13 protein-coding genes and 1 riboswitch are annotated in these 13,651 nt (G+C 42.3%); of the genes, 10 read left to right on the top strand and 3 right to left on the bottom strand.

Features of this window, described 5'->3' with window-relative positions; genetic code table 11:
• Positions 1-342: 342 nt before the first annotated feature.
• The 3 genes from AC1TO6_RS14175 to AC1TO6_RS14165 form a co-directional block, all read right to left on the bottom strand.
• Positions 343-855: a cysteine peptidase family C39 domain-containing protein gene (locus AC1TO6_RS14175; RefSeq protein WP_482102268.1), complete on the bottom strand. Its 513-nt coding sequence runs from the start codon at positions 853-855 to the stop codon at positions 343-345.
• Positions 856-1,150: 295 nt separating this feature from the next.
• Positions 1,151-1,615: an STAS domain-containing protein gene (locus tag AC1TO6_RS14170; protein ID WP_482102267.1), complete on the bottom strand. Its 465-nt coding sequence runs from the start codon at positions 1,613-1,615 to the stop codon at positions 1,151-1,153.
• Positions 1,616-1,727: 112 nt separating this feature from the next.
• Positions 1,728-2,048: a thioredoxin family protein gene (locus tag AC1TO6_RS14165; RefSeq protein ID WP_482102266.1), complete on the bottom strand. Its 321-nt coding sequence runs from the start codon at positions 2,046-2,048 to the stop codon at positions 1,728-1,730.
• A 224-nt stretch (positions 2,049-2,272) separates the two neighbouring features.
• Between AC1TO6_RS14165 and AC1TO6_RS14160 the strand changes: the two genes are divergently transcribed.
• The 10 genes from AC1TO6_RS14160 (at position 2,273) to AC1TO6_RS14115 (ending at position 13,569) form a co-directional block, all read left to right on the top strand.
• Entirely contained in the window at positions 2,273-4,657 is a 2,385-nt protein-coding gene (locus tag AC1TO6_RS14160; RefSeq protein ID WP_482102265.1) for a 3-hydroxyacyl-CoA dehydrogenase/enoyl-CoA hydratase family protein, read from the top strand.
• Between the two features lie 35 nt (positions 4,658-4,692).
• Entirely contained in the window at positions 4,693-5,868 is a 1,176-nt protein-coding gene (locus tag AC1TO6_RS14155; RefSeq protein WP_482102264.1) for an acetyl-CoA C-acetyltransferase, read from the top strand.
• A gap of 258 nt (positions 5,869-6,126) precedes the next feature.
• Positions 6,127-7,914, top strand: coding sequence for an acyl-CoA dehydrogenase family protein (locus AC1TO6_RS14150; protein WP_482102263.1), 1,788 nt, complete (start codon positions 6,127-6,129; stop codon positions 7,912-7,914).
• An 811-nt stretch (positions 7,915-8,725) separates the two neighbouring features.
• Positions 8,726-9,085: an arsenate reductase family protein gene (locus tag AC1TO6_RS14145; protein ID WP_482102262.1), complete on the top strand. Its 360-nt coding sequence runs from the start codon at positions 8,726-8,728 to the stop codon at positions 9,083-9,085.
• 74 nt (positions 9,086-9,159) lie between these two features.
• Complete coding sequence (gcvH, locus tag AC1TO6_RS14140; RefSeq protein ID WP_482102261.1) at positions 9,160-9,543, top strand: glycine cleavage system protein GcvH; 384 nt, start codon at positions 9,160-9,162, stop codon at positions 9,541-9,543.
• A gap of 207 nt (positions 9,544-9,750) precedes the next feature.
• Positions 9,751-10,092, top strand: coding sequence for a toprim domain-containing protein (locus tag AC1TO6_RS14135; protein WP_482102260.1), 342 nt, complete (start codon positions 9,751-9,753; stop codon positions 10,090-10,092).
• 14 nt (positions 10,093-10,106) lie between these two features.
• On the top strand, positions 10,107-10,406 hold the full coding sequence (locus tag AC1TO6_RS14130) for a thioredoxin family protein (RefSeq protein WP_482102259.1): 300 nt from the start codon (positions 10,107-10,109) through the stop codon (positions 10,404-10,406).
• Positions 10,407-10,460: 54 nt separating this feature from the next.
• A riboswitch (SAM riboswitch) is annotated at positions 10,461-10,571 on the top strand.
• A gap of 382 nt (positions 10,572-10,953) precedes the next feature.
• Positions 10,954-11,979: a methionine ABC transporter ATP-binding protein gene (locus AC1TO6_RS14125; RefSeq protein WP_482102258.1), complete on the top strand. Its 1,026-nt coding sequence runs from the start codon at positions 10,954-10,956 to the stop codon at positions 11,977-11,979.
• A complete protein-coding gene (locus AC1TO6_RS14120) occupies positions 11,972-12,640 on the top strand; it encodes a methionine ABC transporter permease (RefSeq protein ID WP_482102257.1) in 669 nt (222 codons plus the stop codon). The genes AC1TO6_RS14125 and AC1TO6_RS14120 overlap by 8 nt, the downstream gene beginning before the upstream one ends.
• 68 nt (positions 12,641-12,708) lie before the next feature.
• Complete coding sequence (locus tag AC1TO6_RS14115) at positions 12,709-13,569, top strand: MetQ/NlpA family ABC transporter substrate-binding protein (RefSeq protein WP_482102256.1); 861 nt, start codon at positions 12,709-12,711, stop codon at positions 13,567-13,569.
• Positions 13,570-13,651 lie beyond the last annotated feature (82 nt).

The following is a 13,651-nucleotide window of genomic DNA, read 5'->3' as shown; positions in this document are numbered from 1 at the left end:
AGTGTCACCTACTTATAAAGTTAGAAGAAAATACTATGTACAACGTGCTAGAGTGCCCGAAATTTCATCTTCGGGCACTTACACTCTTTATAGAATGTCATCTATTTTTTTCTTTCAGAGCAACTGCATTTTTCACTCGATTATTGTAGGAGCGCGACAGGCAATTAATCACAACAGTAAAACCGAAAAGAGCGTTGCAAGGAGTGACAGAGTCACTCCTTGCAACGCTTGCCCTCCCGGTAAAATTGTCCTGATTTATTCGCCGAAAGCGGGCCGAAAACAATCCAGTGAAAATATAGGTTTTCAAGCCTTTCTCAGCACAATCGGAGCTTTTTGAACTCACTATTCTCTAGGTTCAATTTTTACAAAAGATAATATCGAGCGGTTTCGATTGTAGGAAACTGACCGGACGCGACTATTCCGATTCCTTCCCCCGTTATCATGGATAAATAGAGTAATATCGTCATCTAGAACTTCATAACCGATAACAGGTACCCAGTGATAATTGAATTCAAAACTTCCGCGCCAACGCAAACTAAACCATTTATCAAACTTGGCGGCAACAAGTCGGTCATTATCGATTTGTCTTTTCACTTCATCAATACCACATTCAACTACATTCCAATCACTTCCAATTAGTTTGCGCATATTACGGATGAAGTGTCTTTTTAAAAGTCCGATTCTTGTTGTTCCAAGAAGTTTATATAAGTCGTTTATGTCATTAGGGTATGCATCTGGGGAAATCTGATCCATCAGAACACGCGCAGTGACGGGGCCACATGCAGAACCCCGGAATGACTCTTTAATATCATTATCATATTGTGATTTCCCAATCACATTCAGCACCTTTTTCACTATACACACCTCCTAAAGCAATTATACGCAAGTTATTTCCGAAACGATCTAGAGACAGTCAACAAAAAAAGAAGCAGTCTACAAGGAGACTACTTCTATTATGAATATCAATTATAGCTATTTTTGGACTTCTACATTTGAACCTTTTGCAAGAGCATTGCAAAGCTCTTCATCTGCTTGATAGAAGTTAGCAATCACGCGTCCGACAATATCGCGAATTTCAATTTGAGAGAAATCGTTTAGTAAGTTTTTAATGAGTGCTTGTTATGTAGCATTATCAGAAAAAAATGCTTCATCAGCGAGAGTGAAGTGTTTGACCGTTTTTTGACAATAATATCTTTATTGAAGTTCTGAAATTCACATAGGTTTCAATATCCAAATGAATGCCAGCATGAACAACTTCCCTGACGATAAGTGGATTGAAACCGACGAAGATAGGGCGAATACCCATTAGTTTTAAGCTTTCATTGAGTTGGTTGATTTCAAGTGTAAGGAGGTTAAAATCGAAATCCTCAATATCACTTGGGCTTACGCCAGTAAAATCAAATACAACACATTCTGTGTCTTTATTCTCTCCAACATAGCCGAGGACACGGGTACGTATTAAATCAAAACGATCTTTTCCGGTATGTCCTGAAATAGGGACCAAAATTGTATTTTCGACGATTGATGGAATTATCGGTGCAGCTGAATCCAGTAGAATTCTTTCATAAGATGCAATTTTAGCTTTAAGCTGACTGATTTCATTTTCATAATCCAATGTACGCACCTCAATACCGTTTTTTACTATTATACTTCAAATGGTAAAAAGGTCTATTAAAATACAAAAGCGGTTAGACATTTGTCCACCGCTTTTGTAACATACTCATTGCTTAAGCTTTTACGCTATCTAGAAAATCAGTAACTTGTGAAGGTGATTTTGCATTCGCACTATGTAAGTGCGCTTGTTTTTCACCGTTCTGGAAAATTAAAAGACTTGGGATACCCATAACTTCATACTTATCTGCGATTTCAGGCAACACGTCGCGGTCTACATCATACCATGTGTATGTGTCATACTTTTCAACGATCGGATCAATGAACATATCCATACGTGTGCAGTCTGGGCACCATCCTGCTTGGAATTTGACAAGTGCTTTAGAATCTCCTGAAATAACTTCGTTAAATTGTTCTACTGTTGTAATTGATTTCATAATTTATTAGCCTCCTTCATAGGTATATTGTACAACGTTATCACTGTAGACTGGTAATAATCTGTTTCGAGTAGTTAGGGTAACGTTTAAATTGAGAAAAGTCGATTTAAATATTGCGAAAATGGTGAATGTGTTTTACACTAAGAGTCATAGAAGTAGTTTCTATTTTTTTTGCCCATAAAATGAATGAGTGTTCATTCAAATGGAAAAGGGAGGCTTTACACGTGGCTTATCAAATTAAAAAAGCGGCAGTTTTAGGTTCAGGCGTCATGGGATCGGGCATAGCAGCCCATCTCGCAAATATTGGGATTCCCGTCCTGTTACTCGACATCATTCCTGGAAAGTTAACTGATGAGGAAGTGGCTAAAGGGCTTACACTTGAAAGTAGCGGGGTACGTAACAAGTTTGCAGCAGGCGCATTACAGAAACTATTGAAACAAAAACCTGCGCCACTGACTAAGAAAAGCAATCTGTCTCTCATAGAAGCAGGAAATTTTGAAGATGATTTAGACAAATTAAAAGACGTTGATTGGATTATAGAAGTAATTGTTGAAAATCTGGATGTGAAAAAAGGGTTATATGAAAAAATAGATGCGGTTCGTAAAACAGGCACAATTATCACTTCAAATACATCAGGTATCAGCATTGAAGCGATGGCAGAGGGACGTTCGGAAGACTTCCAAAAGCACTTCCTAGGAACGCACTTTTTCAATCCACCACGCTACTTGAAATTACTTGAAGTCATTCCGGCTAGTACAACAGCTCCGGAAGTCATTGAGTTCATGACTCGTTTTGGGGAAGATGTCCTTGGAAAAGGAGTTGTAATCGCTAAAGACACACCTAACTTTATCGCCAATCGGATAGGTACGTATGGTCTTCTAATCACGGTACGTGAGATGGAGAAACGTGGGTTTTCTATCGGTGAAGTCGATTCGGTTACAGGGACTTTGATTGGTCGTCCTACTTCGGCTACATTCCGCACGCTTGACGTTGTAGGGCTAGATACTTTCATGCATGTAGCTAAAAACGTCTACGATAAAACAGAGGGCGAAGAGCAAAAGGTATTTGAATTGCCGCCATTTATGAAGAAAATGATTGAAAACGGCTGGATTGGTGCTAAGGCGAAACAAGGATTCTATTTGAAACAAGGAAAAGAAATTCTTGAACTGGACACGGAGACCTTTGAATACAGTCCGGCTAAAAAATTGAAAACGCCTTCTATTGAAATGGCAAAACAACAAAAAGGGCTTGCTCGTAAGGTGAAAACCCTTGTCTATGCGGATGACCGTACAGGAGAAATTCTTTGGAACATCCTTGCTCCGACAATGCTCTATTCGGCACAATTGCACGGTGAAATTGCAGACGATATCGTGGCACTCGACAATGCCATGAAGTGGGGCTTTGGATGGCAGCAAGGGCCTTTTGAGATATGGGATGCAATCGGCGTTGAACAATCCGTTACTAGAATGAAGGAAGAAGGCTATGAAATTCCTTCTTTTGTTCAAAGTTTGCTAGCTAAAGGCTATGAAACTTTTTACAGAGAAGAAGACAGTGAACGCTACTTCTTTGATGGCGAGGATTATAAGCTTGTTCCAATAAATGAAAAAAGTATCGATTTGAAACGGTATAAGAAAAAACACGGTGTCATCAAAAAGAATTCTGGCGCTAGTTTAATCGACCTTGGCGATGGTGTGGCACTTCTTGAATTCCATTCGCAATCGAATTCAATCGGTCCCGACATCATTCAAATGATCAATTTCGCTGTGGATGAAGTGGAGAAGAACTTTAAAGGACTCGTTATCGGAAATCAAGGCAAAAACTTCTGCGTAGGCGCAAACCTTGGGATGATTCTTATGGAAGCACAAGATGATAATATCTTTGAACTCGATTACATCATACGTTCATTCCAAAATGCCATGATGAAAATCAAATATTCCTCAAAACCTGTTGTCGCTGCGCCGTTCGCAATGACGCTTGGGGGCGGGGCGGAGGTTTGTCTGCCAGCCGCGCATATTCAAGCTTCAATGGAAACGTATATGGGGCTTGTAGAAGCCGGTGTAGGTTTGACACCAGGTGGTGGAGGAAACGTCGGGCTATATACGAAACATTTGAAAGGATTGCCGAATGGCGTCCATATTGACTATCAATTTGTTGCTAACAAAGTATTCGAATCCATTGCAACTGCAAAAGTTTCCGCGTCGGGTGAAGAAGCACGTGAAAACAACTTCCTTGATTTCGCGGATGGTATCAGTGTTAACGCTGATCACTTAATCTATGATGCGAAACAGGCAGCAATTGCATTATTTGATATGGGCTATAAAGCGCCTCAACGTGAAAAAATCCCTGTTACAGGCGATTCTGGTTATGCGACGATGCTGTTAGGTGCAGAAGGCATGTTCTTATCTGGTTATATCAGTGAATACGATTTGGAAATTGCGAAGAAGCTGGCGTTTGTTTTATCGGGCGGAAAAGTGCCGTACGGAACACTTGTTGAGGAACAATATATGTTGGATCTTGAACGTGAAGCGTTCCTTAGCCTTGTGGCGGAACCGAAATCACAGCAACGTATGCAACATATGCTCGTAAAAGGAAAACCACTGCGCAATTAATGTTGGATTGTATATAGCAAAGAGGAGGAAATTCAATGCGTGAAGCAGTAATAGTAGCCGGTGCACGGACGCCGGTTGGGAAATCGGGCAGAGGCACACTTGCAACAGTACGCCCGGATGATTTAGGGGCACTTGTGATTAAAGAAACATTGAAACGTGCGGGTGGTTATGACGGACCAATTGACGACCTAATCATTGGCTGTGCAATGCCTGAAGCGGAACAAGGATTGAACGTTGCTCGCAATATAGGCGCACTTGCAGGTCTTCCAGATACGACGCCTGCCATTACAATAAACCGGTACTGTTCATCAGGACTACAGTCAATTGCCTATGCGGCTGAGCGTATAATGCTGGGCTCTTCACAAGCAATTATCGCTGGTGGCGTCGAGTCAATGAGTATGGTGCCCATGATGGGAAATACAATTAGACCGAATGCGCACTTAGCGGAAACGGCTCCTCAGTACTATATGGGTATGGGTCACACTGCTGAGCAAGTTGCGGTAAAATATGGCATTACGCGTCAAGACCAGGATGAATTTGCTGTTTTATCCCACCAAAAAGCGGGGGCGGCGATTGCAGCTGGGAAATTCGATGATGAAATCGTACCCGTCGAAATCGTGAAACGTACTGTAGATGATAACGGGAAGTATAGCGAGAAGAAGTTCATGTTTGAAATGGACGAAGGCGTTCGTCACGGAACAAGCGTGGAGGGATTGGCTAAATTGCGTCCGGCATTCTCAGTGACAGGTACTGTTACTGCGGGGAACTCATCACAAACATCGGACGGAGCAGGTTCTGTACTTGTTATGGACCGTGAAGTGGCTGAAGCACAAGGCTTGAAACCAATCGCGAAGTTCTTGTCATTTGCAGTGGGCGGCGTGCCTCCTGAAGTGATGGGCATCGGCCCGATCGTGGCAATACCAAAAGCGCTTAAACTGGCAGGACTTTCAATTGAAGATATCGATGTCTGGGAGTTGAATGAAGCGTTTGCGTCTCAATCACTTCAAGTTATTCGCCATTTAGGCCTTGATATCGATAAAGTAAATTTCAACGGCGGAGCAATCTCCCTTGGGCATCCACTTGGCGCAACAGGAACGATATTAACAATACGCATGATGAGTGAATTAAAACGACAAGGTAAACAGTTCGGCGTCGTTACAATGTGTATCGGCGGCGGAATGGGCGCAGCGGGCGTATTTGAACTTATATAGAAGGAACGCAGTCTAAGGTCGCGACGTCCTGTCGCAACGACTGCATGACCTACATCCTGTAGGCCCGAGGGGCTGGCGCTCGGAGCTAGACAAATAGAAAAGCGGAGGGCGCCGTCTAGCCCCGACAGGCACAAGACAGTTTGCTAAGAGGCGCACCTCAGCCTCTCTAGCGAAATGACTTGTGACCCCGAGGGGCTGGCGCTCGGAGCTAGACAATGAAAACTGACAATCTTTCAAGAAAAAAAGGAGGAAACTAAATTGACTGAATTAAAAACGAACGAACTGATAAAAGGCGGAGCTTTCCTAACAGAAGACATTGAGGCAAACCGTGTATTTACCCCTGAAGACTTTACTGATGAACAGAAAATGATTGCAAAAACAGCAGAAGACTACGTGAAAAATGAAGTTACACCTGTCGTGGAAAATCTTGAAAACCATGAATTCGAGCACTCTGTAAGACTACTTAAATCTGCGGGGGATCTAGGACTTCTAGGAGCGGATGTACCAGAAGAATACGGTGGTCTTGGACTCGACAAAATCGCGTCTGCACTTATCTCAGAAAAGATGTCTGTAGCAGGCGGATTCTCGATTACTCATGGCGCACATGTTGGTATCGGAACATTACCAATCGTACTTTTCGGAAATGAAGAACAGAAGAAAAAGTATTTGGAAAACTCTGTATCAGGTGACAAAATCTCTGCATATGCACTGACTGAGCCAGGTTCTGGTTCTGACGCATTGGGTGCGAAAACAAATGCAAAATTGAATGCTGCTGGAACACACTACATCTTAAATGGTGAAAAACAGTGGATTACGAATGCCGGATTCGCAGATATATTTGTTGTTTACGCGAAAATCGATGGCGATAAGTTCTCTGCATTTATCGTCGAAAAAGAATTCCCAGGTGTATCTGTCGGAGCTGAAGAGAAAAAGATGGGTATCAAATCTTCATCAACACGTACATTAATTTTACAAGATGCTGAAGTACCTGTAGAAAACTTATTAGGTGAAATCGGTCGCGGTCATATTATCGCGTTCAATATCTTGAATATCGGACGGTACAAATTGGGAGTTGGCACAATTGGTGGATCTAAACGTGCGCTTGAACTTGCAATTACTTATACGAACCAGCGCCAGCAATTCAAAACACCAATTTCTTCATTCAACTTGACTAAACAAAAACTGGCGACGATGGCATCCAGGCTATATGCAGCAGAAAGTTTGATTTACCGTACGGTTGGCTACTTTGAAGAGCGACAAAGCCAGTTGAGCCCTGCTGAGCAAAAAGATGGAAAAGCGATTGCAGCGGCAATTGCGGAATATGCAATCGAATGTTCCATCAACAAAGTCGTCGGGTCCGAAGTGTTGGATTACATTGTCGACGAAGCGGTTCAACTCCACGGTGGATACGGCTTTATGGCAGAATACGAAGTAGAGCGTATTTACCGCGATTCACGCATCAACCGTATTTTTGAAGGAACTAATGAAATCAACCGTCTACTTGTTCCGGGGACGTTCCTGAAAAAAGCGATGAAAGGCGAACTACCATTGCTTCAACAAGCACAAGCGCTTCAAGAAGAACTTCTTATGATGATGCCTGAGGAAATTGGTGATGAAGTACTTGCACAAGAGAAAGTACTCGTTAAAAATGCTAAAAAGATTGGTTTACTTGCGGCAGGTCTAGCTGCACAGCGTTTCGGCACGAAGCTTGAAGCCGAGCAAGAGGTGCTAGTCAACATTGCGGACATCGCTAATAATATCTTTGCCATGGAATCCGCGCTTCTCCGATCGGAAAAAGCGATTGCACGCGTAGGTGAAGAGAAGTCTCAACAAAAAATCCTTTACACACAAATTTTCTGTCAAGAAGCTTTTCAAGACATCGAGCGAGATGCGAAAGAAACGATTCTGGCAGCAGTAGACGGAGATAACCAGCGTATGATGATTTCTGCATTGCGTAAATTAACACGTTCAAATCCTTATAATATCATCGCTAAAAAACGCGAAGCTTCAGTTAAGCTAATCGAAGCAGAGAAGTTTATCGTTTAACATTCCTACCGATTAACCGATAAATAACTTAATCACACTGGGCACTACGAGTATGGTTGTCTTTGAATCGCTTAGGATTGAAAGACCTCTATACCATTACCGAGATGTCTTAATAAATAGGGATGCGACTTCGTCGCATCCCTATTTATCATTTTGGTAATCTTATGGTGGTTGTTCATCCGTCGCTCTCCAAAGACACAAATACAAGAAGTGCCGAAGTGTTTCGGGACGAAAGAATAGCTCGCTTCTTACTTGGAGAGAAGCGGCCAAAGATACAATTTTGGCCGCTCAAACCTTCTACTATTGGATCCCTATTACTATATAAAGGAAGTGTCAATTTCTAATAGAACATCACATAATCTTTGCTGAAAGTTAGTGAAGAATTCAATGTACAAGGTGCTAGAGTGACCGAAATTGCATCTTCGGGCACTTACACTCTTATAGAAGATCATCTATTCTTTTCTTCCAAAGCAACCACTTTTTTCACTTGAATTTTGTAGGAACGCGACAGGCAATTAATCACAAGAATATTACCCCAAAGGGTGTGGCTAGAAGTGACGGAGTCACTTCTAGCCAAAACTATTCCTCGGTAAAAGGGTCGTAATTAATTCGCCGAAAGCGGGCCGAAAATTATCCAGTGAAAATGGCAGTATTCCAGCCCTTCTCATCTGCTTTTTATGCAAGTATATGGTTATTCAACAGACGTGACATATTAATGAAGTAAAATTGCAGATTTCACACTGAGATCCTGCTGTCTATATATGCCAGGTAGTTTTTTCTGTTATACTGTGAAAAATGGAGGCGTTGCGGTATGGGATTAATTTACTACGGTTACCCGAAATGCGGGACGTGTAGAAAAGCGAAAAAGTGGCTTGAAACGAATAACTTGGACTTTCAAGAAGTGAACATTGCGGAAGCTCCTCCGTCAGAAGAGGAACTTGGAAAGATGATTGCAGCTTCTGATTTGGAATTGAAAAAGTTTTTCAATGTCAGCGGCATGAAATATAGAGAGCTTAATTTGAAAGACAAACTGCCTACAATGTCCGATGAAGAAAAAATTAGTTTGCTATCATCAGACGGTATGCTCATCAAAAGACCGATTGTTTATGGAGAAGGAAAAGTAACTGTCGGTTTCAAGGAAGAAGAATTTAATAAAGTCTGGGGCAATTAAGTTACAGTCTTGTCTTTATCAGAGAAATATGACAGAATTGAAGAGAATGAAACTATTTATTTGGAGGGGTATAAATGAGCACACCAAAAGATCTGCGTTATTCTGAAGAACACGAATGGGTAAAGGAAGAAAACGGTAATTACCGCATCGGTATTACACACTTTGCACAATCTGAACTTGGAGATATCGTATTCGTTGAACTTCCATCTGTTGGCGATGAAATCAAAGCGGACGAGCCTTTCGGAAGCGTTGAGTCGGTTAAAACAGTATCTGAATTATATGCTCCAATCAGCGGTAAAGTACTTGAAGTGAACGAAGGACTAGAAGACAGCCCTGAATTCGTCAATGAATCACCGTATGAAAATGCATGGATGGTCGTCGTTGAACCTTCTAACACTTCTGAGTTGGACGAACTTATGTCTGCAGAAGCGTATGATAAAATGACAATCGGAGAATAATTGAAAATTATTCAGCAGTAGTTCAAAACCTTGCTGAATAAATTTCAAGCCTCCGGCGGATGCTACAGATTTTGAAAGGAGTGAATTGAGCAAGCTCAATTCAAAATCTGGGCGCAAATACGCCGAGGCGTATTTGATTTAACTGAGCGCCGGAATAATTCCGGCGTTTTTTGCATCTTACTGTCGATTTGCGAAGGAGGAACTCTCTTGTCGGATGAAAAAATCATCATAGTAGAGGGCGGTTCGGATAGAAAAAGATTAGCGCGTATACTTGCGGAGTCAGTCAAAATCATTTGTACGAACGGTACAGTAAGCCCATATCGGCTTGAAGAGTTGCTTGCGCCCTATGAAGAACAGGACCTGTATGTTTTTGTCGATGCTGATGAAGATGGTGAAAAAACGCGTATATTATTTAAAAGAGAATTTCCAGCAGCAATCCATCTATATACAGAAAAAGAGTACCGGGAAGTGGAGACGACCCCGTATAAAGTGTTAGCTGAAATACTACAAGATGCGGAATTCAAAATCCGACCCGAATTTTTACTTTAAAGGATGTAAGATAAATGGAAAATTGGACACGCGAACAGTGGGAGGCAACTTTGAAGGACTCACCCGATTCTGCGTTTTATTTATATACACCGATGTGTGGTACATGTGCAGTCGCTTCTAAAATGATGAACGTCATTTCTGTCATGAAACCGGAAATGCCAATCGGGAAAGCGGATTTGAACTATGTGCAATCTATGGCAATTGACTATGAAATTGAAAGCGTTCCTTGCTTGTTGATACAGAAGGATGGCGTTTTACAACATAAAGTCTATGCTTTTCAGTCAGTCCCGTATCTGTTGGAATTGATTGATTGACAATCAAGACAGGAATTTGATATAATACGACTTAACCAACAATTGAATAAGTCGCTCTTATTAAGAGAGGTGGAGGGATAGTGCCCTACGAAGCCCGGCAACCGTCACGAAAGTGAAATGGTGCCAAATCACACAAAGTGCATAGCATACTTTGAGAGATGAGAGATTGGACAAACGTTTATTTTATGATAACGTAAAGCCTTTCTGCCCGTCTGCAGGAAGGTTTTTTTTGTACAGAAAAGCGGAAGGCGCCTGCAGCTAGACACATGAAAAGCGGAAGGCGCCGGTTAGGCCCGACAGGCATAAGACATGCTGGCGAAGCGGCGCACTTTGCCGCACAGCCGGTATGGCTTATGACCCGAGGGGCTGGCGCCTGTAGCTAGACACCAGAAAAGCAGAAGGCGCCGCTAAAGGAACGCAACCTAAGTTCGCGACGTCCTGTCGCAACGGTTGCATGACCTGCATCCTGCCGGCCCCCGACAGGCATAAGACAACGAAAGAATTCTTAATTTTAATTTACATAGACAAAATTTCAGAGGTGAAATCAATGATTCAATTAACGGATATTAATAAACGGTTCGGTGAAGGACCCGGCAGTATTACAGCGGTTGAAAATGTATCACTCGAAATAGCTGATGGTGAAATTTTCGGTGTGATCGGTTATAGTGGCGCTGGAAAAAGTACTTTGATTCGACTGTTGAACGGTCTAGAAATGCCTACTTCAGGAAGTGTGAATATCGGCGGTTTGGAAATGTCGGCTATCAAAGGCAAAGCGTTGAGGGAAGCGCGGCAGAAAGTGAGTATGATTTTTCAACATTTCAACTTGCTGTGGTCGCGGACGGTGAAAGACAATATTGCATTCCCTCTTGAAATCGCGGGTGTGCGAAAAGCCGAGCGCGAAAAGAAAGTGGCGGAACTGATTGAACTGGTTGGTTTGACTGGTCGAGAAAATGCATATCCATCAGAATTGTCGGGCGGTCAGAAACAGCGTGTAGGGATAGCTCGTGCACTTGCAAACGACCCTGAAGTCCTACTTTGCGACGAGGCGACTTCTGCTCTTGATCCGGAAACGACGGATTCGATACTGGATCTTCTGACTGGTATTAATGAAAGGCTTGGACTGACGATTGTTCTCATCACACATGAAATGCACGTAATCCGGAAAATCTGCCATAGGGTTGCAGTCATGGAAGCTGGGAAAGTTGTCGAGATGGGGGACGTACTCGATGTGTTCCAATCGCCAAAAGAGGCCATTACGAAGCGATTTGTTTCTCAAGTGACGGAGCCCGCGGAAGCGAAGCAGGCAATGGCGCATATTAAGGATGAATTTCCAACAGGTACACTTATCAAGCTTGTGTTCGTTGGTGAGCAGACGGAACAACCTGTGCTCGCAAGTCTCATTCGGAAATACGATGTGGGTGTCAATATCGTCCAAGGAAACATTTCCCATACACATGGTGGAGCATATGGCTCACTTATCCTCCAGCTCCTTGGAGATTCAACAATTATTGAGGAAGCAATTCAATACCTCAATGAAAATGATGTTCAGACAGAGGTGATCGGTAATGATTGAAAACCTTTTTCCGAATGTTGATTGGACTAAGATGTGGGAAGCGACAGCAGAAACGCTCTATATGACAGCAATTTCAACACTGTTCACATTGATTATTGGACTCGGACTCGGAATCATACTCTTCCTAACAAGTCCCGGACAACTGTGGTCGAATAAGTTGGTCAATGTTATTTCAGGGGCATTCGTCAATATTTTTAGATCAATTCCGTTTATCATATTAATCATATTGCTTATTCCGTTTACGAAATTTCTTCTTGGCACAATTCGCGGACCGGATGCAGCATTGCCGGCACTTATTATTGGAGCGGCTCCATTCTATGCAAGAATGGTGTTGATTGCATTGCAGGAGATTGATAAAGGTGTAATTGAAGCTTCGAAGTCAATGGGAGCGAAAACGAGGACGATTATTTTTAAAGTTCTCTTACCGGAATCGATGCCAGCACTTGTCTCCGGTATCACCGTAACAGCAATCGCACTTGTCGGGTACACCGCTATGGCGGGGATCATCGGCGCAGGTGGACTTGGGAATCTCGCGTTTTTGGATGGATTCCAGCGCAGTCGTGAGGACGTTATACTAATTGCAACAATCTTAATTTTAATTATCGTTTTCATCATTCAATTCATCGGGGATTTCGCGGTAAGGAAATTTGACAAGAGATAATTCTATGACAGTAACATCAGGCATTGCCTGTAAACTATAAAAGAATAGAAAAAAGGGGAGAAATGATTATGAAAAAGCTTTTTGGGGGAATCGTATTAGCAGTACTTCTATTAGCATTAGCGGCTTGTGGGGCGAAAGATGATAGCGGCGATAACAATGCGAGTAGTGGGGATAATGCTACCGATGAAAAAGTTGACGCAACGGAAATCGTAATTGGTGCATCTAATACACCTCACGCAATCATTTTGGAAGAGGCAGCGCCGATATTGAAAGAAAAAGGTATTGAACTTGTTATAGAAACTTACCAAGACTATGTATTACCGAACAAAGATCTTGAATCTGGCGAATTGGATGCGAACTTCTTCCAGCACATACCTTATTTGGATCAACAAGTAATCGACCATGGTTATAAATTTGCGAATGCAGGGGCTATCCATATCGAACCGATGGCTGTTTACTCGACGGAACATAAAACAATCGAGGACCTTCCTGACGGTGCTGTTATCATATTTAGTAACTCTGTAGCTGAACATGGCCGCGTACTTTCATTACTGGAATCAGCTGGGCTAATTAAATTGGCTGAAGGAGTAGATAAAGTAAAGGCTGAAGTGAAAGATATTGTAGATAATCCTAAGAACCTTCAGTTTGATGCGAATTATGAGCCTTCACTTTTACCGCAACTCTATAACAATGATGAAGGTGATGCGGTAGTCATCAATGCAAACTATGCAATCGATGCAGGCTTGAATCCGGTTGAAGATTCTATTGCGATTGAAGAGACGGAGTCGCCGTATGCGAACATCATCACAGTTAGAGAAGGCGAAGAAAATACTGAAGCAATCAAGACATTGGTTGAAGTGTTGAAATCGAAAGGAATTCAAGACTTCATTCTTGAAGAGTGGGGCGGCGACGTCATCCCAGTAAAGTAATTTGTTGAAGCAAGTGGACAAGGCGTGGATTGAATAAGTGAAAAATAGGCAATATCAACCATTCAGATTAACAGCATAGAGA

It is taken from the genome of Sporosarcina sp. Y352 (assembly GCF_056786535.1).
Note: the sequence above shows the minus strand (reverse complement) of the source record. Positions and strands in the feature narration are given on the sequence as shown.